Annotated in this window: 20 protein-coding genes; 5 read left to right on the plus strand and 15 right to left on the minus strand. The window is 60.3% G+C overall.

Annotated elements, in window-relative coordinates; translation table 11 throughout:
• Window positions 1–76 precede the first annotated feature (76 nt).
• Window positions 77–556 (plus strand): class I SAM-dependent methyltransferase, encoded by a 480-nt coding sequence (locus FHX16_RS25040; RefSeq protein ID WP_183757331.1) that lies wholly within the window; start codon window positions 77–79, stop codon window positions 554–556.
• Window positions 557–795: 239 nt separating this feature from the next.
• On the opposite strand, the gene FHX16_RS25045 is transcribed toward FHX16_RS25040, so the two are convergent.
• Together FHX16_RS25045 and FHX16_RS25050 are read right to left on the minus strand one after the other, a co-directional pair.
• Window positions 796–1,680, minus strand: a complete 885-nt coding sequence (locus FHX16_RS25045) for an FkbM family methyltransferase (protein ID WP_259130937.1) — start codon at window positions 1,678–1,680, stop codon at window positions 796–798.
• Entirely contained in the window at window positions 1,677–3,398 is a 1,722-nt protein-coding gene (locus FHX16_RS25050; RefSeq protein WP_259130939.1) for an adenylate/guanylate cyclase domain-containing protein, read from the minus strand. The genes FHX16_RS25045 and FHX16_RS25050 overlap by 4 nt, the downstream gene beginning before the upstream one ends.
• A 190-nt stretch (window positions 3,399–3,588) precedes the next feature.
• On the opposite strand from FHX16_RS25050, the gene FHX16_RS25055 reads away from it, so the two are divergent.
• Together FHX16_RS25055 and FHX16_RS25060 are read left to right on the plus strand one after the other, a co-directional pair.
• Entirely contained in the window at window positions 3,589–4,674 is a 1,086-nt protein-coding gene (locus tag FHX16_RS25055) for a glycosyltransferase family 4 protein (RefSeq protein WP_259130941.1), read from the plus strand.
• A complete protein-coding gene (locus FHX16_RS25060) occupies window positions 4,671–5,486 on the plus strand; it encodes a polysaccharide deacetylase family protein (protein WP_259130943.1) in 816 nt (271 codons plus the stop codon). Before FHX16_RS25055 ends, FHX16_RS25060 begins: the two co-directional genes overlap by 4 nt.
• A 647-nt stretch (window positions 5,487–6,133) precedes the next feature.
• On the opposite strand, the gene FHX16_RS25065 is transcribed toward FHX16_RS25060, so the two are convergent.
• From FHX16_RS25065 to pcaD, 13 genes are all read right to left on the minus strand, one after another.
• Window positions 6,134–6,574, minus strand: coding sequence for a GNAT family N-acetyltransferase (locus FHX16_RS25065; RefSeq protein WP_259130945.1), 441 nt, complete (start codon window positions 6,572–6,574; stop codon window positions 6,134–6,136).
• A gap of 75 nt (window positions 6,575–6,649) precedes the next feature.
• Window positions 6,650–6,928 carry a DUF1778 domain-containing protein gene (locus FHX16_RS25070; protein ID WP_259130947.1) on the minus strand — a complete coding sequence of 93 codons (279 nt, stop codon included), beginning with the start codon at window positions 6,926–6,928 and terminating at the stop codon, window positions 6,650–6,652.
• Window positions 6,929–7,357: 429 nt separating this feature from the next.
• A complete protein-coding gene (locus tag FHX16_RS25075; RefSeq protein ID WP_183757322.1) occupies window positions 7,358–8,188 on the minus strand; it encodes an MBL fold metallo-hydrolase in 831 nt (276 codons plus the stop codon).
• A 345-nt stretch (window positions 8,189–8,533) separates the two neighbouring features.
• Window positions 8,534–9,250 (minus strand): ABC transporter ATP-binding protein, encoded by a 717-nt coding sequence (locus tag FHX16_RS25080; protein WP_183757321.1) that lies wholly within the window; start codon window positions 9,248–9,250, stop codon window positions 8,534–8,536.
• A complete protein-coding gene (locus tag FHX16_RS25085; RefSeq protein WP_183757320.1) occupies window positions 9,231–9,995 on the minus strand; it encodes an ABC transporter ATP-binding protein in 765 nt (254 codons plus the stop codon). Before FHX16_RS25085 ends, FHX16_RS25080 begins: the two co-directional genes overlap by 20 nt.
• A complete protein-coding gene (locus FHX16_RS25090) occupies window positions 9,992–11,002 on the minus strand; it encodes a branched-chain amino acid ABC transporter permease (protein WP_405049318.1) in 1,011 nt (336 codons plus the stop codon). The genes FHX16_RS25085 and FHX16_RS25090 overlap by 4 nt, the downstream gene beginning before the upstream one ends.
• Window position 11,003: 1 nt before the next feature.
• Window positions 11,004–11,867 (minus strand): branched-chain amino acid ABC transporter permease, encoded by an 864-nt coding sequence (locus tag FHX16_RS25095; protein WP_183757318.1) that lies wholly within the window; start codon window positions 11,865–11,867, stop codon window positions 11,004–11,006.
• Window positions 11,868–11,961: 94 nt separating this feature from the next.
• Window positions 11,962–13,134 (minus strand): ABC transporter substrate-binding protein, encoded by a 1,173-nt coding sequence (locus FHX16_RS25100; RefSeq protein ID WP_259130951.1) that lies wholly within the window; start codon window positions 13,132–13,134, stop codon window positions 11,962–11,964.
• A 127-nt stretch (window positions 13,135–13,261) separates the two neighbouring features.
• Entirely contained in the window at window positions 13,262–14,311 is a 1,050-nt protein-coding gene (locus FHX16_RS25105; RefSeq protein ID WP_259130953.1) for a 3-carboxy-cis,cis-muconate cycloisomerase, read from the minus strand.
• Between the two features lie 15 nt (window positions 14,312–14,326).
• On the minus strand, window positions 14,327–14,941 hold the full coding sequence (pcaG, locus tag FHX16_RS25110) for a protocatechuate 3,4-dioxygenase subunit alpha (RefSeq protein ID WP_259130955.1): 615 nt from the start codon (window positions 14,939–14,941) through the stop codon (window positions 14,327–14,329).
• On the minus strand, window positions 14,941–15,690 hold the full coding sequence (gene pcaH / locus FHX16_RS25115) for a protocatechuate 3,4-dioxygenase subunit beta (RefSeq protein ID WP_183757314.1): 750 nt from the start codon (window positions 15,688–15,690) through the stop codon (window positions 14,941–14,943). The genes pcaG and pcaH overlap by 1 nt, the downstream gene beginning before the upstream one ends.
• Window positions 15,691–15,693: 3 nt before the next feature.
• Window positions 15,694–16,107 (minus strand): 4-carboxymuconolactone decarboxylase, encoded by a 414-nt coding sequence (gene pcaC / locus FHX16_RS25120; RefSeq protein WP_183757313.1) that lies wholly within the window; start codon window positions 16,105–16,107, stop codon window positions 15,694–15,696.
• Window positions 16,104–16,913 carry a 3-oxoadipate enol-lactonase gene (gene pcaD, locus FHX16_RS25125; protein ID WP_183757312.1) on the minus strand — a complete coding sequence of 270 codons (810 nt, stop codon included), beginning with the start codon at window positions 16,911–16,913 and terminating at the stop codon, window positions 16,104–16,106. Before pcaD ends, pcaC begins: the two co-directional genes overlap by 4 nt.
• A gap of 148 nt (window positions 16,914–17,061) precedes the next feature.
• Here pcaD and pcaQ point away from each other — a divergent pair, with 148 nt between their 5' ends.
• The gene (gene pcaQ / locus FHX16_RS25130; RefSeq protein ID WP_259130959.1) at window positions 17,062–17,985 is read left to right on the plus strand and encodes a pca operon transcription factor PcaQ; all 924 of its coding nucleotides are present in this window, start codon (window positions 17,062–17,064) and stop codon (window positions 17,983–17,985) included.
• Window positions 17,986–18,053: 68 nt separating this feature from the next.
• Window positions 18,054–18,482: a lipocalin-like domain-containing protein gene (locus tag FHX16_RS25135; protein ID WP_183757310.1), complete on the plus strand. Its 429-nt coding sequence runs from the start codon at window positions 18,054–18,056 to the stop codon at window positions 18,480–18,482.
• Window positions 18,483–18,749: the final 267 nt, after the last annotated feature.

Below are 18,749 nucleotides of genomic sequence, written 5' to 3' on the forward strand. Positions count from 1 at the left end.
TCTACGGCAATCGACGGCCTGGGGTTTCATATGATAGCACCAGACCGAAAATTTAAGTGAATGGACAAGGGCATAGATGAGCCGCCTGGACAGTTTCATCCGCCGCCTGACGGCTCAGCGCGACATTTTGAATGCCGTGGTCGACCTGGTGAACGGGGCACAGGGCCCTGTGCTGGAATTCGGCCTCGGCAACGGACGGACCTATGATCACCTGCGCGAGCTTTTCCCCGACCGGCGCATCATCGCCTTTGACCGCGAGGTCCGCTCCTATTCCTCCTCGACACCACCGGAAGAAAATATGGTGACGGGCGATATCCGGGAGTCCGGCCAGGCCTTTCTCGGCATCGGCGCAGCACTGGCGCATGCCGACATCGGCACCGGGCATGACGAGATCGATGCCGTCACACTGACATGGCTGCCGCAGCTGATGGTGGGCGTGCTTGTCAAAGGCGGGATCGCTGTGAGCGGCCTTCCGCTTGACCGGCCAGAACTCGAGCCCATCGCACTGCCGACTGGTGTCAAAGAGGGGCGCTACTACCTTTACCGACGGATCTAATTAGCGCTGCTGGTTTGAATCTGTCGAGACGCCGCCGGATCTTTGCCATATCTGATGCCCGCCGAAGGTGTTCGGCGAACTCGCAAAGTGCAGCCGCGAGGGTATTACTCAAGTTCCAGCGTGGCAGCACGATGCCACTTACAATCAAGATGAGTTTGCAGGATAGTTCGCAACATCCACAATCGCCCCGGCACCGGTCTTAACCAAACGCACCGGGAGCGTCGATCGCTCGTCCTGGATCAGGGAAGGAAGAGTATGTCGTACTGCTCGACGCCGCCGGGGAGATCGACGACACGCATCTCGCGGGGCAGTTGCTCGTCGTCGAAGAAGACGAGGCAGGTCTCGTAGTAGCCTGCGAGCATCTCTACGAATTCTCCAGTCTGCTGCGGGCCGTAAAAGAGCGGCGTGAACTCCATGTAGAATGGCACGCGCCGGGACAGGAGAGGTGTCATGGACCGGCAGGCGACAGGTTCGTAGCCTTCAATGTCCATCCAGACGAGACCGATATCGGCAGGATTGATCAAAAGCTCCTGGAGAACCTCAGTCACCGGCCTCACCGGGACACTGATTTTTCGGTCGCTGGGGCTTTTCCTGAAGGCACTGCTCTTGCCGTGGTTGTTTTCGTTCATGAAGAAGTCGATCCGGCCCGTGGTCGCTCCCGCGGCACAGTTGACGACCGTCACCGTCCCATCGAGGCCGTTCTGGTCGATATTCTTCCGAAGCAATTCGACGTTGCGCGGGTCGGGCTCCATGCTGACGATGCGCCGGTAAGCCCCGCTGAGCGCGAAGTAGACGGTCTGCGTGCCGATGTTGCCACCGATCTCAAGCAGACAGCTTGGCTGGTGCGAAAGTCCGCGTTCCCGCAGCACCGCCAGCAGCCGGTCGACATGCTGGCGCTCGAAATGTCCCTTGCGAAACACCTTCCGCCCGATGTAGTCGGCCGGCGAAAACGTCATCAGATGATCGCCAGCATCAACCGTCATCGACACCACTCGCGGGCCGATGTTCTCGATCAGCAGCCGCCGTCCGGTGCGGGTGTCGAAAAGCCTGGTCAGGACAGCATTGCGCGCCTTGCGAAGGCGCCTGCTCCAGAATTTCGCCGTCAGCCAGACGCGGCCGCTCATCTGTCTTTTCCTTCGATGAGGTTGACGGCCTTGTCGCTCGAAATGACGTAGACTTTCAAGGGCAGGGCGCGGCCGCGGACGCTGATTTCGCGGCTTTCCGCATGGGTGGTGTCGGCACCCGCAAGGCTTGCGACCGCATCGGAAATGACGATCGCAGCGTTGAACTCCTTGGCAGCAGTCTCCAGGCGGCTTGCGACATTGACCGTATCGCCGATGGCCGTGACGCTGCGCGTGCGGCCATAGCCAAGGGTTCCGACAACGGCGGGCCCGGTATGAATGCCGATAGCAATGTGAAGTGGCATGATGAGCTCGTCTCTCAGCTCCGCATCGAGCTTTGCGATGTCACGGACGATCGTGGCAGCCGCTTCGATCGCCTGGCGACACGCGTCCTCGGCCGAGTTGCCGATGCCGAAAAGCGCCATGGCGCCATCACCAATGAACTTGTCGATGCGCCCGCCAACCTTTTCGACGGCATTGCCGACAAGGGCGAAATACCGGTTGAGCAGAAAGACGATATCGAAGGGAAGCCGTGTCTCGGTGAGCGAGGTGAAGTGGCGGATGTCGCAGAAGAGGACGGTGATCTCACGCTCACGCCCCGGGCTCGTCTCCTGGGTGTTGGGCGGTAATGTGTTTTCCGGCGCGGCCACCAGCAACGGCGCGACGGTGATGTCGTGTGTGGGCCGCAACTGGCAGGCAAGACGCACGTCAGAGGCCGCCTTGATCCTCTTGAGGGTCGACTGCTCCAGCTTATCGGGAGGCGGCAGGTCGTTGTCGTCGCTGAGGATCTGGACGCGGCAGGTCGAGCATTGCCCCTTGCCGCCGCAGACAGAGTAGTGCGGAACTCCGCCAAGACGGCTTGCCTCCAGAACCGTGAAGCCGCGCGGGACGCTTATCGCCTCGCCATCTGGATAGCGCACGGTGATCTGGTCGACGCGCTCGCGCCACCGTCTCAAGGTCCTGGCACCGACAACGATCAGGAGCGCTGCGGAAAACGAGCCATAGAGACCGGCCCGGATCATGGCGATCGTCTGCTGCGCCTCGGGGTTGGAGTAGTAGCGCGTGTTGAGGTTGTCGCGATAGCGATCGGTATTGACCATGCCCTCGTAGGCCGGCTCGGCGATCGTTCGACCCATTTCGATAAAGCCGAGAATGGCGAGTACCGGCAGCAGGATCGCGACGGCTAGGAGCATCGCGGCGACACGGTCATACCAGGGCCGGTAGCGCAGCCAGAAATGCAGGCCGATGCATCCGTGGGTCCAGACGAAAAGAAGGGCGACGACCTGTCGCCAGCCGGCGCCCGGAGAGGTGACCCAGAGCAGGCGAACGATCGTCTCGTAGTCATCGCGGTAGTGGAAGAGGGTATGGGCGATCCGGGTACCGATCACATGGTCCATCAACAGCAGCGGAATGGCGAGCCCGAGCACCATCTGCGCCATCTCCGCTGCCGGCATGACCAGGCTGCGGCGCTTGTAGACGGAGCGAAGGACAAGGCAGATATGGACGAACACCGCAGTGTAGAACACGAAGGTGCCCACGGGGTTGCGCCAGATCGCCAGGAAGATGCGTCGCCCGTCGTCTGCGGCCGACACTGAAATCAGTCCGAGCGCGTGGTTGGATAGATGCAGCAGGACGAACAGGAACATGACAAGCCCGGAGCCAAGCCGGGCCCTTCTGATCGAGCGCTCTGAAAAAATACCGGTGGCAGCGACTGTCGCCATTCATTCCCGTTCTTGAATACCAGGTGCCAAATACAATAGAGATGACGGAATTGAGGTTGAATTGCCGCCGCTGCGATTGCGAACGCCTTTCACTCTATCAGCAGAAAGCAGGCATGCTGACAATAACGTATTTTCCGGCGGCAGGCCCGAGCATCTGTTGTAAACAGTGTGTCTCGGCGGAGACATGGTGATGCGGGTTGCATTCTACGCGCCGCTGAAGTCCCCGAACCATCCCGTGCCTTCAGGCGATCGCCTCATGGCACGCCTCCTTGTGCAGGCTCTCGAGCTCCGCGGCCATTCCGTCGAGGTCATCTCCGAATTTCGGAGTTTTTGCGCGACCCCGGAAGAGACCGTCAAGCGTCAGGCTGCCGCGCGCCAGGAGCTGGCGCGATTGCGCAATGTCCTGTCTGGCGGCCTTCGGCCCGATCTCTGGTTCTGCTACCATCCCTATTACAAATCGCCGGATCTTTTCGGACCAGTCCTTTGCCGGGAGTTCTCGATCCCCTATGTCACGGCCGAGGCGTCCTATTCGAAAAAGCGCGACGAGGATGCATGGGCCTCGTTTCAAAGGCTGGTTATCGATGGTCTCGGACAGGCTTCCGTCAACATCTCGCTGACCGAGCGTGACAGGAGGGGCCTGTCGGAGGCTTTGCCCTCCGGTTCGTTTGCCATTCTCAGGCCCTTCATCGATACCGCACTTTTCCAGGGATCGCCGCATGCCCGGGAGCCTGGACGTCTGATTGCCGTTGCAATGATGAGGAGCGGCGACAAGATGCGCAGCTATGTCATGCTTGCGCAGGCACTGGCCGGTCTGCAGGACCGTCCCTGGACACTGGCGATCGCCGGCGACGGGCCGATGCGCAGCGAGGTCGAGCAGCTCTTTTCCGGCTTCGGTGAGCGCATTGAATGGCTGGGACAGCTTGGAGCACAGGAAGTTGCCCGCGAATTGTGCCGCTCCGGTCTCTACATATGGCCGGGCGCAGGGGAGGCCTATGGCCTTGCCTATCTCGAGGCACAGGCAGCCGGCCTTCCCGTGGTCGCCCAGAAGACGGCGGGTGTTCCCGAGGTGGTCGTCGACGGCGAGACGGGCCTGTTGACAGCGGACGGCGACATCGAGGCGGTTTCTGCAGCGATCGCAAGGCTGCTCGACGAGCCCGACAGGCAACAGGCGATGGGCGCAAATGCCCGCCGCTTCGTTCTTGAAGAGCGGTCGCTCGAGATTGCGGCGCAAATGCTTGACCAGATCCTGCAGACCTGTTTGACACGACAGTCATGAGCGATGACCAAACCTTTGCGGCCTTGCGCCAGGAACTCGACCGCTGGCGGTCCGCCGGCCGGACAGCGCGCCTGTGGCTGCGGGACGACGATGCCGTCGAGGTTACGGACGCGCTGGAACAGTTGCTCGATACCACCAGGCAGGCCACCGTTCCGCTGACCCTTGCCGTCATTCCGGCCTTCACAGGCGAGGCGCTGGTGGCACGGCTTGCACGGGAAGATCATGTGCTTGTTGCCGTTCACGGCTGGTCGCATGAAAATCATGCGGGTCCAGACGAAAAGAAGCAGGAACTCGGAAGCCATCGGCACGCCGACGTCGTGTTGGCACAGCTCCGCAACGGTCTGGACAGGCTCCGGCTCCTTCACGGTCCGAAGCTTGTTCCCATGCTGGTGCCGCCATGGAACAGGATCAGCGCGGAGCTTGTCCCACGCCTTGAAGAGCAAGGCTTCGAGGTGCTGTCTGTGTTCGGCAGAATGAGGGACAATAGCCCGATCCGGCTCCTGAACACGCATGTCGACGTCGTCAATGCCCGGGGCCAGCGGGGCGACCGACCGCATGCGGATCTCGTCAGGGAACTGGTTGGCGAATTGCGGACCCGTTTTGCCGGCGGAGAGGACCCTTGCGCGCGGGAGCGGCCCGCCCCGGTTGACGAGCCGATCGGCATCCTCACCCACCATCTTGTCCATGGCGCCTCAGAGCGGGCGTTCCTTGCCCGTCTATTCGAAGAGACGGTGGATCATTCGGCCGTGTCCTGGATGTCCGCGACGGATCTGGTCGGGGGGCTGGCCCTTCCACAAGGGCGGGTAGAGTGAAGGGGAAGCCACGCCCATATCGGCCTTTCTGTCGATGTGCCTTCGGGCATGGGGTAACTATCCGGTCAGGACCGCAGCAGCCTGGGCACTTTGCCGTGCCTTTTTTGACACCGGCTCCCGCGGAGTCGGGTCGCAAATGCCACGTGTGTTGCGAACAATCTGCTGAAGGGATCCCGCATTGGGTGAACAGGATTATGTGCTCGCTGAGGTCGGAGGCCGGATAGTGGTCACATGCACAGAAGCGGCCGTCTTCAGAAAACATCTCAGTCGAACATTCCCGCAAAAAGCTTTCGTCCTTATCCGACCGAGCGTGGGAATGGAAGGATGGGGTTCGGCAAATGGTCGCCGGGGGTCTGCAGATTGCTGCGTCGCAACTGCTGGCTCAGAATACCCAGGAGCGCGCTGGGGAGAGTGAGATGTTTGATGGGCTGCGTATTATCGAAAAGCAGCGAAGTGAGAACGCCGCCGCTCGTACTCCCAAGCTGAGGAAGCCCGCAAAGCGCAAAGCGAAGCCGCAGGAGGGCCGCGGCTCCTAGAAGACCACAGATCGACTAATCCTAGGTTCCTGAAAGTTAAAGGTTATCGGCACTCAGAAACGCGTCCAGATCAGCAACCAGGGACAGAATGGGTGCGCTTTCTGCGTGGTGTTAGCCTGTGGCCTCGTTCAGAGAAGCTGCCATGTCCTTAGTCGGCAGAATGAGACGCCGCTCCATGTTCTTCGTCTCCTGAAAGCCGAATTTTTTATAGAAAGTGACGGCCTCATCATCGAGAGCGTGGATTATCACGGCGCGAAAAGCGACTACTTGCGCGGCGGACACCACACTCATGAGCGCGTTTCTGAGGAGCGCTTTTCCAAGGCCATTACCTTGATGTTCGGCATCGACCGCAAGTCGGGCTAGAACTGCAATCGGAATTTCGGTGGGAGCTTTTGACCCCTTCACCGATCGGGAAACATCGCTTCGGTGTATCATGCCCGCACAAACCGAATGGTAACCTACGACTTTGAAGTTTTCGTCCGCAATTACAAATGTACGGGTGTATCCCTGCTCCTGATTATGTAAGGCCATTTCCTTTAGCCACGAATCCAAGGAGGGCTTCCCCGACGAGAAGCCCTCAATGATGTGCTGATTTGCAATAGGGCAAGGTTTCCGATACGGCAAACGTCAGTCCATCCAATCTACTTTGATCTGAAAAAGCTTGACCAAGTTGTCTCTGGCGACGCCTGGAGCAGCAAGCTGCTCACTTACAGCTTCAAACACGTCAGCGGAAACGCCTATGAATCGTTGATCTAGCAACTCTTCTTGCGCGGCATACACAGAGGCTTCGGTCATGAACGCAGTTATGCTCTTTCCACAAACCCCAGCAGCACGTGCAATTAGATCATGCGTTTCCGGTTCAATCCGAAGATTGACGGTTTTGGTTTTCCTAAGAGCGGACATCATACTTCTCCATCAATCGCACAGTTGATTTTGATTTGTGCGACGTACTTGATGAACGTTCGAATACGATCATGTGTAGTCAATGTACATACGTTTCTATAAGTTTCAATTACTGAAAAGCTTGCATTTCCGCTAATGCGCTGAATCCATTTCTGGATTTTTGTCATTCCGTAGCTTCGCGCGCCGACTATATGAGCACAGAGGAGGATACTGATTTCAGACATCAGCGCTTGTACTTCCCTGGTGCTTCCCCGGAACGAAGTCAATTTTTCGTCACGACCCAAGCCAATCCATATGGAATTGATTTTACAGGCAAGAATTTGGTGGAGCTAAGCGGGATCGAACCACTGGCCTCTTGCATGCCATGCAAGCGCTCCCCATCGATACCGACCAGCGAACGGGTCCCGAGATGCGCCGCGCGCTTTGATTAGCTCAGATCTCGACGAGCTGATTGTCATGCGCCGCAAAGGCGCCCGAAAATTCCGCCCTGGCATCGCATTCCATCTGATCCAGCTGTGTGTCCGTGCGCGAGGGCGCATGATGGAAAAGCGCGAACTTCTTGGCGCCCGCCATCTTCGCGAGTTCGACGCCGTGTTCCCAGGTGGAATGGCCGAAACCCTTGAAACGCTGCATCTCGTCTTCGTTGTAGGTGCAATCGTAGACGACGAGGTCGGCGTCCTTCATCATCTCCAGCGCAACCGGATCATGAACGCCCGGGATATGCTCGATGTCGTAAATCAGTGCGACCGAGCGACCGTTCCACTCGACGCGGTAACCGATCGCCCCACCCGGATGGTTCAGTGTGTAGGTCTTGATCTTGACGCCGGGACGCGGTTCCAGCGTCTGGCCGGCATGAAAATCGCGGAAGTTCATCGTCGCCTGGCAGATGTCGGTCTTCACAGGGAACCATGGCGGGCTGATGAACTGCTCGATCATCTCGCGCGTGCTCATCTTGCCGTCCAGGTGCCCCGACCAGATCGTCAGATCGATGGTCGGGTAGTAGATCGCCTTGAAGAACGGCAGGCCAATGATGTGGTCGTAGTGGCAGTGGCTGAAGAACAGGTCGACGTTGTGGACGTCCTCGCTGAGCATGGCAAGGCCGGCTTCGCGTACGCCCGATCCGGCGTCGAAGATCATCCGGTATTCACCGCAGCGGATTTCGATGCACGAGGTGTTGCCACCGTAGCGGACGAATTCGGGACCCGAGACCGGGATGCTGCCGCGAACGCCCCAAAACTTTACCTGAAACTGATCTTTACTCATCGCGTTTTCAAAATGGGCCGACCTAACAACGCTATCGTAATCCTATCACGATTAGCAAGCGACGCGTTGTTTTCCATGGACTTCCCTGTGTCGTTGGTACCGTTTCTAACCCTATCCGGTGAAGTGGTAGATTTTCCTAAGCAATCTGTTTTCGTTCCGGAAAGCAACTGCCTATGGTTTGTATTCGGTAAACGGACCCTGATGCCCGGCAAGGGACGCGGCAGGGTTCCGCAGCCTTCCTGCATTAAATGGTTGCTCGGCCCTGAAAATACAAATCCCGGCTCCTTACCCATTCGTCTTACCGGATCACGGCAGTATCGATCTTCGCCGGATGCCGCCGTCGTCTCAGTGCAACCCGCCGACACCTAGAAGACGCTCAACTGCATCCTGATCCTCAAGCAACGTTTGCGGCGCACCGGTAAACGCCAGGCGGCCGCGTTCGAGGACGATCACATGGTCGGCAAAGTCAAGCGCGCTCTGGATCCGCTGCTCGACAAGCAGGATTGTCATGTCGCCCGTGCGTGCCAGCTCGGCGAAGGCCGTCATCAGCTCCTCGCAGATGACGGGCGCCAGCCCCTCAAGCGGCTCGTCGAGCAGAAGCACCGACGGCCGGCCGAGAATGCTGCGTGCCGTCGATAGCATCTGCTGTTCGCCGCCCGAGAGCTGACCGCCGAGGTTGCGGCGCCGCTCCTTCAGGCGTGGGAACATCCCGTAGGCTTCCTCCAGTGCGCTTCTCGGGCGCCCCTTCAATCCGACGAAAAGGTTTTCCTCCACGGTCAATGTCGGGAAGATGCATCGTGCCTGCGGCACGTAGCCCAGTCCGGTGTGGGCGCGTGCTGCACTCGCCATTGCGGTCACATCGGTAGCACCGATGCGGATCGTGCCCGCGTAGCGCCTGGTCTGGCCGGCAAGTGTGGCAAGCAGCGTCGTCTTTCCCATGCCGTTTCGACCGAGGATCGCAAGGCGTGCGCCGGCCGGAACCTTGAACGAAACGTTTTCGAGGACGCGGGTCGGCCCATAGCCGGCCGACAGGTTCTCGACGTCAAGCGGCGTGGCTGGCATTGGCATAGCTCCCGAGATAGGCCTCGCGAACGCAGGCATCCTTGGTGACGTCAGCGGGCGACCCGTCGAAGATGATCGCGCCTGCAGCGAGGACGACGACGCGTTTGGCGAAGCGGAAGACGAGGTCCATGTCGTGCTCGATCATCAGGACGGCGAGATCGGCGGGCAGGTCGGCGAGCGCCTGCTCGATCCGTCCGGTATCGCTTTGGGGAACGCCGGCCGCCGGCTCGTCGAGGAGCAGTACCTTCGGCCTGAGAGCCATGGCAACGGCGATTTCGAGAAGCCGTTGCTGGCCATAGGCGATCTCGTTCACCCTGCGGTGCATCAGATGCGCAATGCCGAGTGTGGAAAGAAGGTCATTCACCTCGTCCATCACATCAGGCATGGAAAGGAAATTCCCGAACATGCGACCAGAACGTCTGCGGCGCTGGAGGATGGCAAGGGCAACGTGCTCGGCGGGCGTCATCTCCAGGAACAGCCGGGTGACCTGGAAGGATCTAACCAGGCCACGCTGGACGCGGCCGTTGGCGCCAACCCTGGTGACGATTTCGCCAGCAAGCCGGACATCTCCGGAATCGGGCTTCAGATTGCCCGTCACCAGATTGACGAAAGTGGTCTTTCCCGCGCCGTTTGGTCCGATCAGCGCCACCCGGTCGCCTGGCTCCATCGACAGGGAGACGTCGTTCGTCACAGCAAGCCCGCCGAAGGACTTCCTGAGGTTGATGACTTCGAAGACGGCGCTCATTCTCCCGCCTCCCTTCTGCGGCCGAGCAGGGCTGCAACGGAACCGTAAAGCCCCTTCGGCGCAAACAGGACCACCGCGATCAAAAGCACGCCCACCATGGTCAGCCAGTGAAACGGGTTTGCCGCCGAGACATAGTCCTCAAACAGCATGAAGATGACGGTTCCCGAAAGCGCGCCGAACAGCGAGCCCGTTCCACCGAGGACAAGCATGACCAGCGATTCGGCCGACAGCGTGAAGGAGAGACTGTCCAGACCAACCACCTGCGTGGTGATGGCGTTCAATGCCCCTCCGACGCCCGCAACGGCGCCGGAGACGACGTACATCTTCAACAGCGCTGCCTTCGGCGAGGCACCCATGGCGCGGATGCGCACCGGATCCTCCTTGATCCCGCGACACAACATGCCGAAGGGCGAGCGTACGAGAAGGCGCAGAAGCACGAAGACGAGAACAAGCAGGACGATCGCGAAAACATAGGCGGTGTGGCCGTAGAGATCGAATTCGAACGTACCGAAGATCGGGTCAGCGGAAATGCCGGACAGGCCATCACTGCCGCCGGTCCAGCTTGATGTCTTGTTGGCGAATTCGTGGAAGAGATGGATGAGGGCGATAGACAGCACCAGTTGGGGAAGGCCATGGCCACGCAGGATGACCACGCCGCTGACGAGCCCGGCGAGCGCGCCGCCGAGGACGCCTGCCAGCGTCATCAGCAGGGGATCATTGATGCCGTAGTGCGCCGACAGGATGCCGGCCGCATATGCGCCCGATCCGAAGAGGGCTGCATGGCCGAGCGTCGCGATGCCACAATAGCCGGTGACGAGGTCAAGCGACAGGACAAGCAGGGCGACTGCGACGATGCGGGTGAGCAGGGCCAGATTGTCTGGGAAAAGCAGGTAGCCGATGACGGCAGCAATGGTAATGACGGCAACGCCCGCCAGATCCCGTCCCGCCTGACGGCGCGGGCGGGCTTGAGCAAGCAGGGCTCTTTCGGTGTTCATGACGGCAGCCAATCTATTTCATCCTCCCCGCAAGGCCACGCGGAAAGATGCAGATGATGGCGATGACCGCGAGGTAGAAGAAGAATTCGCCGAATTCCGGCATGAGGTAACGCCCGGTCGTGTCGACAGCACCGAGAAGCAGGCAGGCAATGAGTGCGCCGGGGATCGAGCCCGCGCCGCCGACCGAGACGACGACAAGGAAGGTCACCATGTACCTCAGGGCATAGTAGGGTTCGACGGGCAGCAGTTCCGCGCCGACCACGCCGCCGAAGGCGGCAAGGCCGACGGCAACGGCAAAACTTAAGGCATAGATGATTTCGGTGCGCACCCCGAGTGCAGCCGCCATGGCGGCATTGTCGACGGAGGCGCGCAGCTTGACCCCGAAGCTGGTTCTTTCAATCGCATACCAGAGACCGGCGGCGACAGCGAGCCCGCAGAAAATCGCGAAGAGTCGGTGAACGGGAATTGTCCGGAACCCGAGATCGGCCGAGCCCTGAAGATCTTGCGGCAGGGGGATCGTCTTCAGCGTCGGGCCGAACACATAGTTGGCAATGCCTATGATGCAGAAGGTGATGCCGATGGTCATCAGCACCTGCGTCAGCTCAGGCGCTCCGTAGATGCGCCGGTACAGAAAGCGTTCGATAGGAACCGCGATAATGACGGTGCCGACAACCGCCAGAAGGACAGCGATGCCGTAGCCAAGCCCGAGGTCGCGCGCAGCATAGGAGGCAATGTAGCCGCCGATCATGGCGAATGCGCCGTGCGCGAGATTGACGACCCGCATCAACCCCATCGTCACCGACAGACCGATCGAGATGACGAACAGTACCATGCCATAGGCGAGCGCATCGACGGCTATGCTGAAGACAGTTTGCATGAGGCTATCCCGATGCTGTTTGGGCGCGGCAGGCAAGCCCGCCTGCAGCTTTTGCGCTGCAGACTTTCCTCTCCGGCCGCAGGATCAAAGGCCTTTACTTGGCGGCCGCAAGGCCAGGGTCGCCCTGCTTTTCGAACGTCTGGATCTCCTTGTTGTAATAGGTGCCATCGTCGGCCTTCGTCACCTCGCGCAGGTAGATGTTCTGTGTGATATGGCGGCTCTCGGGATCGATCGTTACCGGACCGCGCGGGCTGACCCAGGTCAGGCCTTTGACCGCTTCGACGGCCTTGGCCGCATCCTGCTTGCCGCCGGTTGCCTCGATCATCTTGTAGATGACATTCATGCCGTCATAAGCACCGACGGCTGGAAAGGAGAGTTCCGCCTTGTTGCCGATCGCCTTTGCCGCAGCCTCGACGAAGGCCTTGTTCTCGGGCGAGTCGTGCGAGACGGCATAATGGAAGGTCGTCTTGATGCCGAGAGCGGCATCGCCGAGGGCCGGAAGGTCGGATTCCTGCGTCAGGTCGCCAGGAGCAAAGAACTTGATGCCGGCAGCCTTGAGGCCGTTCTCGTTGTAGGCCTTGACGAAGCCGAGCGTAGTCGGGCCTGAGGGCAGGAACGCAAACACCCCTTGGGCGCCCGAGTCCTTGATCCGCTGCATGATAGGACTGAAATCATTGGTCGAGAGCGGCATGCGGATCGCCTCGACGACCCTGCCGCCTTCCTTCTCGAAGGCAGCCTTGAAGGCGTTCTCGGCATCGACGCCCGGACCATAATCGCTGACCACCGAAATAACTTTGCTGACGCCGTCGTCATGGGCAACCTTGGCGATCGGTGTCGAGGTCTGCCACGTGGTGAACGACGTGCGCACCACCAGTGGGCTCTTCGTGACGATGGCCGATGTTGCCGCATTCATGATCACGAGCGGCGTGTTCGCCTGCTTCAGGATCGGTGCCACGGCCATGGCGTCGGGCGTGAAATAGAAGCCAGCAAGGTACTGCACCTTCTCCTTGACCACCAGTTCCTGCGCCAGGGCCTTCGACTGCGCGGGATCGGCGGCCGGCAGGTCGCGATAGATCACCTCGACGGTGTTGTCTGCGACCTTGGCGCCGTTGATCGCCATATAGGCGTCAATGCCGGCCTTGAAATTCTTACCCTGCAGGGCAAACGGACCCGAGAACGGACCGACCACGCCAACCTTGATGGTCTCTGCATAGGCCGCCGTGCTCATGACGATCGCCGCGACGGCAGCCAGGACAAACCGTTTCATAAAATCCTCCCAATAACGATGGCGCACTCCCACGCCGGATTAGCAAAGAGCCAAAACCGTGGCGATAGTGTCTCACCCAAAACGGTGATGTAAAATGAAATAAAAGCCGCAAATCATAGTTCAGGGGTTATGGTTTCGCGCCGATCCTTTCGATAGTTCCTGCCAGTTGAAGGCCGAGCCGAAGGGATGCGGCCGATGCCATAACCATTTGCGGCAGGATCAACCATTCCAGCATCCAGGCAGCACCCGAGCGCTCCTGTTCGTGCACCAGCGACTGGTGGCATCCAGACAGCAGGGTTGCATTGAACCGCGCAAGCGCCACCAATGCTTCCGCAGCCACCGGGTTCTGCTTGTGCGCCATGGCGGAGGAGCCGCCTCCGCCCGAAAGCTCGATCTCGTCGCCCGCCTGCGCAAGCAGCGCGACATCCTGGCCGAACTTACCGAGGCTGCCCGAGATCAGCGACAGCAGACCCGCATAGTCGGCAATGACAGCGCGCTGGCTTTGCCATTGCGGGATGTCGGAAAGGCCGATTTCCCTGGCAAGGGTCGCGCGGATCGCATCTGCCCTGTCATCCAGCCTGTCCAGCGTGCCCGCGGCACCCCCGAACTGCAAGGGCAGACGCTGCTCGGTCAACCTGTCGCGATAGCAGTCGATGGGTGCCCGCCAGGCGCAGATGCGATCCGAAACGGTAATCTTTATCGCCGCCTGCATGCGCGTCCGCCCCATCAGCGGATTGTGTCCAAAGGACCTGTCGAGATTGTCAAACGCGGTCGACAGGTCAGAGAGCCGGTTGGATAGCAGGAAGGCGACAGCCTTCAGGCGGACCATGAGGCTGGTGTCGATGACGTCCTGGCTGGTGGCGCCGAGATGCACGAACTCGGAATAGGGATCGCCAACGACCTTCCGGAGCTGTTTGACGAGATCGGCAACGACCACGCCGTCGCGGGCTGTCGCGACCCTCAGCTCCAGAAAATCCGGCCTGAAGGTCTTGCAGGCGTCGCCGATGTGGTGGGCAGCTTCATGCGGAATGAGGCCCTCGGCCGCTTCGGCCTTTGCCAATGCAGCCTCGAAGGCAAGCATGGTGCTGATATCGGTCTCTACCGAAAAATAGTGGCCAATTTCTTCGTCGCCGAGAAGCCCGGACAGCAAAGGGTGGTCAAAGGCTGAGACGGTCATCTGTGGTTCCCTTCCTCAAATATCGAGGAACACGGTCTCCCGCTCGCCCTGGAGACGGATATCGAAGGTCAATGTCGACCCCTCCCTCGTCGCGATCAGTGTATCGACACGGTCCCGGTGCTCGATGCGCAAGAGCAGCGGGTCTGCCTGGTTCGCCTCGACCTCCTCGGGAAAATACATGCGCGTGTGCAGGCCGATGTTGATGCCGCGAGCGACAATCCAGACGGTTAGGTGCGGTGCCATCTTTCGTCCGTCCCTGAACGGGACGACACCTGGCTTGACGGTTTCGAAGGTGAAGACGCCATCCTCCGCGCGGGTTGCGCACCGGCCCCAACCGGTAAAGTTCGGATCGGCAGTGCCGCGCATTTCCGAGGGGCTGTTGTAGAGGCCGGCGCTGTCGGCCTGCCAGATTTCGATGACGGCATCGCGCACCAGCGCGCCCGCACCGTCGAACACGCGGCCTGTCACCGTGATGCGCTCGCCGAGCGTCTTGTCGTTGACCATGACCGTGCCGAGGTCGGTGTCGTAGACCCCTTCGATCGCACAGAAGTTGGGGGTGAGCCCGATGTGAACGTAAGGGCCCGCCGTCTGCGACGGCGTTTCCTTGAGGTAGCCGAGTTCCTGTACCATCAGTTTCCCTCCGGGCGGTTTTCGAACATCGTCGAGCGGCGTCCGCGCAGCACGATGTCGAACTTGTAGGCGCGAGCGTCCATCGGGATCGTGTTGCCCCAGTCGAGCGGCGCAATCAACTGCTCGATGGCGCGCTTGTCGGGGATGGTGCCCACGATCGGACATTTCCAGATCATCGGATCCCCCTCGAAATACATCTGGGTGATCAGGCGCTGGGCAAAGCCGTGGCCGAAGATCGAGAAATGGATATGGGCCGGCCGCCAGTCATTGACCCCATTCGGCCACGGATAGGCGCCGGGGCGAACGGTCCTGAAGGCATAGCGCCCCTCGTCGTCCGTTACACAGCGCCCGCAACCGCCAAAGTTCGGGTCGATCGCGGCAAGGTAGGTTTCCTTCTTGTGTCGGTAACGGCCGCCGGCGTTGGCCTGCCAGAACTCGACGAGGGCACCCGGTACCGGGCGCGCGCGCTCATCGAGGACACGGCCGTGGACGACGATACGCTCGCCGATCGCACTTTCACCCGGCCGGGCATAGTTGTGGATCAGATCGTTGTCGAGCTCGCCGATCATCGATTGCCCGAAGACCGGGCCAGTTATCTCGGAGATCGTTCCTTCGAGCGACAGGAGCGCGCGCTGCGGCGAGCGCAGGACGGAGGTCTTGTAGCCCGGCGTGAGGGCTGGTGCATGCCAAGCCCGGTCACGGGCAAAGAAGGCGCCTGTTTCCGGCTTGCGATTGGTGAGGTCGGACATCCCTTAAGCCTTTCGGACTGCCGTTCCGGCGTCCATCTGTTCGAACACGTGCTTGGCAATCTTGATTGCGTGATTGGCGGCCGGGACACCGGCGTAGATCGCCACATGCAGCAGCGCCTCGCAAATATCGTCGCGCGATGCGCCGGTGTTTTCGGTGGCACGCACATGCATCGCCACCTCGTCGTCCTGACCGAGTGCTGCAAGCAGAGCGATGGTGACGATCGACCGCTCGCGACGCGACAAGGTCGTGCGCGACCAGACATGTCCCCAGGCAGCTTCCGTGATCAGGTCCTGGAACGGCTTGTCGAACGGAGTAGCGTTTGCCTCGGCCCGGTCGACATGGGCATCACCGAGGACGGCGCGGCGCGTGGCCATCCCCTGCTCAAACCGTTCTGAGGGCTGGTGGGGTTCGTTCATGGGCTCGTTTCTCCATGCAATGCGCTATCGATGAATGCCCGGATCAAGACCGCCAGGGCCTCGGGCTGCTCTACACAGGGGATATGACCGGCGTCGTGAATGACCTCGAAGCGCGCGCCAGGAATGAGTTTTGCAGTCGACTTCACCAGATCAGGCGGAGTTGACCCGTCCTCTTCCCCGACGACACAGAGCGTCGGCACCGTGATCTTTGCCGCAGCATCGGTGTAGTCGGCATCGCGGATGGCCTCGCAGGTGGCGATGTATCCCTCGACGGGCTGGCGAACGAGCATGTTGTGGTAGCCGCGGTAGGCGGTGTTCTCCGGCCGCCTGAAGGCCGGGGTGAACCAGAGCTTCATGACGCCGTCGACGATGCTTTCGATGCCCTTGCTTTTGACCGTCGCAATCCTTGCGTTCCAGCTCTCGGCCGTGCCGATCTTGTGCGCGGTATCGCAAAGGATCAGTCCCTGCACGAGGTCCGGCCGCGTGCTGTAGAGCGCCTGCGCGATCAGTCCGCCGACGGAAAGTCCGCAGATGATCGCCTTCCTGACCGATAGAAGCTCGAGCAGGCCAGCAAGGTCAGAGGCATGGTCTTCGATCGAATAGGGAACCTGGCCAACGTCAGAAAGTCCGTGCCCACGCTTGTCGTAGACAATGATCCCGTAGTCACCGGCCAGGCGCACGATCACATCCCGCCAGATGCGGAAATCGGTGCCGAGCGAATTGGAAAAGACGATGACCGGCTTGTCGGCGGGGCCGCCGATCAGCTGGTAGTGGATCGCGATGTCGTTGATGCGGGCAAACTGCACGGCTTTCTCCTCCCTACGGCAATCCCGGGCAAGCCGCGGGTCGACTTGATGGAGGATCTGCGCGGGCCCGGGATCAAATTGGATGTTTAATCTGGTTAGGTAAAATGATATTTCATGGCATTCCGATAACCCACAAGTTATGAGAACCATGATCGACAACCGGGTCAAGTTTCGTCATCTGCAGACATTTGTCGAGGTCGCGCGCCAGAAAAGCGTCATGAAGGCGGCTGATCTCCTGAATGTCAGCCAACCCGCTGTGACGAAGACGATCCGCGAACTGGAAGAGGTGCTGGGCGTTGCCGTTTTCGAGCGCGATGGTCGCAGCATCAGGATCACCCGTTACGGCGATGTGTTTCTCAGGCATGCGGGCGCAGCACTGACCGCGCTTCGCCAGGGTCTCGATTCGGTCAGTCAGGAACGCTTCGGGGAAGCGCCGCCAATCCGCATTGGGGCACTGCCAACAGTGTCGACGCGCATCATGCCGCGAGCGATGGAGCTGTTTCTCAAGGAAAACACCTGGAGCCGCATCAAGATCGTCACGGGCGAGAATGCGGTTCTTCTCGAGCAGCTGCGCGTGGGCGACCTTGACCTTGTCGTCGGCCGGCTTGCCGGGGCCGAGAAAATGGCCGGGTTTTCCTTCGAGCATCTCTATTCGGAAAAGGTGGTGTTCGCCGTTCGGGCGGGTCATCCGCTGCTGAAGACCAGACAATCGCTGTTTTCGAGCCTCAGCGAGTACACGGTGCTGATGCCGACGCGGGCATCAATCATCCGCCCCTTCGTCGAAAGCTTCCTGATCGCCAACGGAGTCGCTAGCCTGCCGAACCAGATCGAAACGGTTTCGGATTCCTTCGGGCGCGCCTTCGTGCGCACGAGCGATGCCATCTGGATCATTTCGACGGGCGTCGTTGCCACCGACATTGCCGATGGCCTGCTTTCGGTCCTGCCGATCGATACGAGCGAGACGCAAGGGCCGGTCGGACTGACAATGCGTACCGATGAAATCCCCTCACTGCCGCTGTCGATCCTGATGCATACCATCCGTGAAGCGGCAACCGAGGCAACCGCAGCCTAGCCGGCCTGTTCCCTGGAATGACCGCGTGTTATCGTGACACGCATGCAACTGCGCCGGGGAGCCAGACGATGGGAAGTGCAGCCGCATTACATGGGACATGGCGAATGATTTCCTGGACGCGTCGGGCCGTCGCGACTGGAATGGTCACGAATGCGATGGGACCGGATCCGGTCGGCTATCTCTCCTACCATCCGGATGGGAGGGTGATGGCTGTCGTGGTTAGCCGCGAGCGGCCGGCGATCAAGGGAGAGGTGCCTACTGACGCGGAAAAGGTTGCGCTGTTCGATTCCATGCTCGCCTACGCCGGCACCTACACCTTCGAGAACGGACGCGTCGTGCACCATGTCGATGCAAGCTGGAACCCCGCCTGGGGCGTTAGCGACCTGATCCGTCCGTTTTCAATCGACGGCAACAGGCTGAAGATCAGCGGCGCCCCCGGGGTCGATCCGAAGACTGGCGAGGAAGTTGTCTACGAACTTGAGTTCCGCAAGGTATGATCTCGGATCCGAATGAAGTTCATCTTCAGAACTGAACACCATTCGCGCTCAGACGCTGCGATGGATAAACTGCTGTTTGCGCAGAAGAAGGCTGATGACGTCCTTGGCATGATCCGGGCCGGGGCAGCACTCGTTCCGCTTTCAATGCAATAAGACCGATCCCGCTGTCGTACTATCGGCACAGCCCGTGGAACACCGACTCCAATGGGCTAAGGACCCGCGACGGGAAAGAGAGACGCTTCCCAAACGGCACTCAGTTGATCCTGG

It is taken from the genome of Rhizobium sp. BK661, assembly GCF_024808825.1.
Taxonomy (GTDB): Bacteria; Pseudomonadota; Alphaproteobacteria; order Rhizobiales; family Rhizobiaceae; genus Rhizobium.

Bases quoted from the DNA above. Each gene is read 5' to 3' on its own strand.
- FHX16_RS25040 (WP_183757331.1), top strand. From the start codon at position 77: ATGAGCCGCCTGGACAGTTTCATCCGCCGCCTGACGGCTCAGCGCGAC.
- FHX16_RS25045 (WP_259130937.1), bottom strand. From the start codon at position 1,680: ATGAGCGGCCGCGTCTGGCTGACGGCGAAATTCTGGAGCAGGCGCCTT.
- FHX16_RS25050 (WP_259130939.1), bottom strand. From the start codon at position 3,398: ATGGCGACAGTCGCTGCCACCGGTATTTTTTCAGAGCGCTCGATCAGA.
- FHX16_RS25055 (WP_259130941.1), top strand. From the start codon at position 3,589: ATGCGGGTTGCATTCTACGCGCCGCTGAAGTCCCCGAACCATCCCGTG.
- FHX16_RS25060 (WP_259130943.1), top strand. From the start codon at position 4,671: ATGAGCGATGACCAAACCTTTGCGGCCTTGCGCCAGGAACTCGACCGC.
- FHX16_RS25070 (WP_259130947.1), bottom strand. From the start codon at position 6,928: ATGATGTCCGCTCTTAGGAAAACCAAAACCGTCAATCTTCGGATTGAA.
- FHX16_RS25075 (WP_183757322.1), bottom strand. From the start codon at position 8,188: ATGAGTAAAGATCAGTTTCAGGTAAAGTTTTGGGGCGTTCGCGGCAGC.
- FHX16_RS25080 (WP_183757321.1), bottom strand. From the start codon at position 9,250: ATGCCAGCCACGCCGCTTGACGTCGAGAACCTGTCGGCCGGCTATGGG.
- FHX16_RS25085 (WP_183757320.1), bottom strand. From the start codon at position 9,995: ATGAGCGCCGTCTTCGAAGTCATCAACCTCAGGAAGTCCTTCGGCGGG.
- FHX16_RS25095 (WP_183757318.1), bottom strand. From the start codon at position 11,867: ATGCAAACTGTCTTCAGCATAGCCGTCGATGCGCTCGCCTATGGCATG.
- FHX16_RS25100 (WP_259130951.1), bottom strand. From the start codon at position 13,134: ATGAAACGGTTTGTCCTGGCTGCCGTCGCGGCGATCGTCATGAGCACG.
- FHX16_RS25105 (WP_259130953.1), bottom strand. From the start codon at position 14,311: ATGACCGTCTCAGCCTTTGACCACCCTTTGCTGTCCGGGCTTCTCGGC.
- pcaG (WP_259130955.1), bottom strand. From the start codon at position 14,941: ATGGTACAGGAACTCGGCTACCTCAAGGAAACGCCGTCGCAGACGGCG.
- pcaH (WP_183757314.1), bottom strand. From the start codon at position 15,690: ATGTCCGACCTCACCAATCGCAAGCCGGAAACAGGCGCCTTCTTTGCC.
- pcaC (WP_183757313.1), bottom strand. From the start codon at position 16,107: ATGAACGAACCCCACCAGCCCTCAGAACGGTTTGAGCAGGGGATGGCC.
- pcaQ (WP_259130959.1), top strand. From the start codon at position 17,062: ATGATCGACAACCGGGTCAAGTTTCGTCATCTGCAGACATTTGTCGAG.
- FHX16_RS25135 (WP_183757310.1), top strand. From the start codon at position 18,054: ATGGGAAGTGCAGCCGCATTACATGGGACATGGCGAATGATTTCCTGG.